The organism is Candidatus Paracaedibacter symbiosus (genome assembly GCF_000757605.1).
GTDB classification, from domain to species: Bacteria; Pseudomonadota; Alphaproteobacteria; order Paracaedibacterales; family Paracaedibacteraceae; genus Paracaedibacter_A; species Paracaedibacter_A symbiosus.
The window spans coordinates 2,398-3,434 of sequence record NZ_JQAK01000032.1; the positions used below are offsets into that span (position 1 = coordinate 2,398).

General features: G+C 32.2%; 2 protein-coding genes. Both read right to left on the bottom strand.

Annotated features, from left to right (window positions below; genetic code table 11):
- Positions 1 to 233 (bottom strand): hypothetical protein (locus IG80_RS16020; RefSeq protein ID WP_032114251.1); only part of this gene is annotated, 233 nt, incomplete at its 3' end.
- A 63-nt stretch (positions 234 to 296) separates the two neighbouring features.
- Positions 297 to 1,037: HAD family hydrolase (locus IG80_RS0111940; RefSeq protein ID WP_156962236.1), on the bottom strand; the 741-nt coding region annotated here is incomplete at its 5' end.

Consider the following 1,037-nt stretch of genomic DNA (forward strand, 5'->3'; position numbering starts at 1 on the left):
CTATGAGGAAATCGTTCAACGGTTCCCTCTTGAGTATGTTGAACATTTGAGTCAAGCAACCATTCAAGTTCTGGATAGGTCTTTACTTTAGCTTTTACCCATTCTTCAGATCCTAATACTTCCAAAGTGGGCACCTCAAATGGCGAAGAAGCGTAAACAAAATTATACCCAAATAAACAAATTAAAAATCTAATTGTAATGAAAGAAAATTTTTTTAATAATGAATTTTTCATGCCTCTCAAACCTCTTTTTTTTAGTTATCTCTTAACCATTTTATTAATTTATTAGGTAATACGTTAATTGTTTGCATTTACAATACTATTTAACTTTAATGAGTTGAAACTTGCAACTTTCATTGCTTTAGAAAATTCATGGTTTATGGTAAATTTATTTGGTACAGCAATAGCATTCATTCCTGCCCTTGTTGCCGCTATTACACCTGCATATGTATCTTCAAAAACTAGACATTCAAAGGGTTGAACATTAAGTTTCTGGGCACAAAATTGATAAATATAAGGTTTTGGTTTGTTCACACCAGTATAGTCATTTATATGCTTAAGGCTATCTTTACCTGAGGCTATCAAATCAAAATCTTCCTCTGAAAGGTTCATTTGCTTGATATTTCGAATAATTTCATCATAAGGTGCTGATGATGCAAGAGCTAGTTTTATTTTGCCTGATTTTCTAAGACAGATGACTTCTTTTAAAAACTTAACAGCATCCTGTATTAAGGGAACGCCTTCTATTTGTTTTTCATAATAATATTTCTCCTTAATTGCTATTACTTCTTCTCCTAACTGAACATTTTTTTGTTGATTGATTGAGTTTAATATCGCTTCAGATGAGCCACCAACCAATGGATAATATTCATCTAACTGAAATTCTACTTCTTTTTCTTTCAAAGCCTGCTGCCATGCTTCAAACTTTAGCTGCTCAGTATCAACCAAAACACCATCTACATCAAATATGAGGGCCTTATAAGAAGCCTGAAGGCTTACAGATGATAGAAATGAACTCAAGTATATGAGGATAAATTT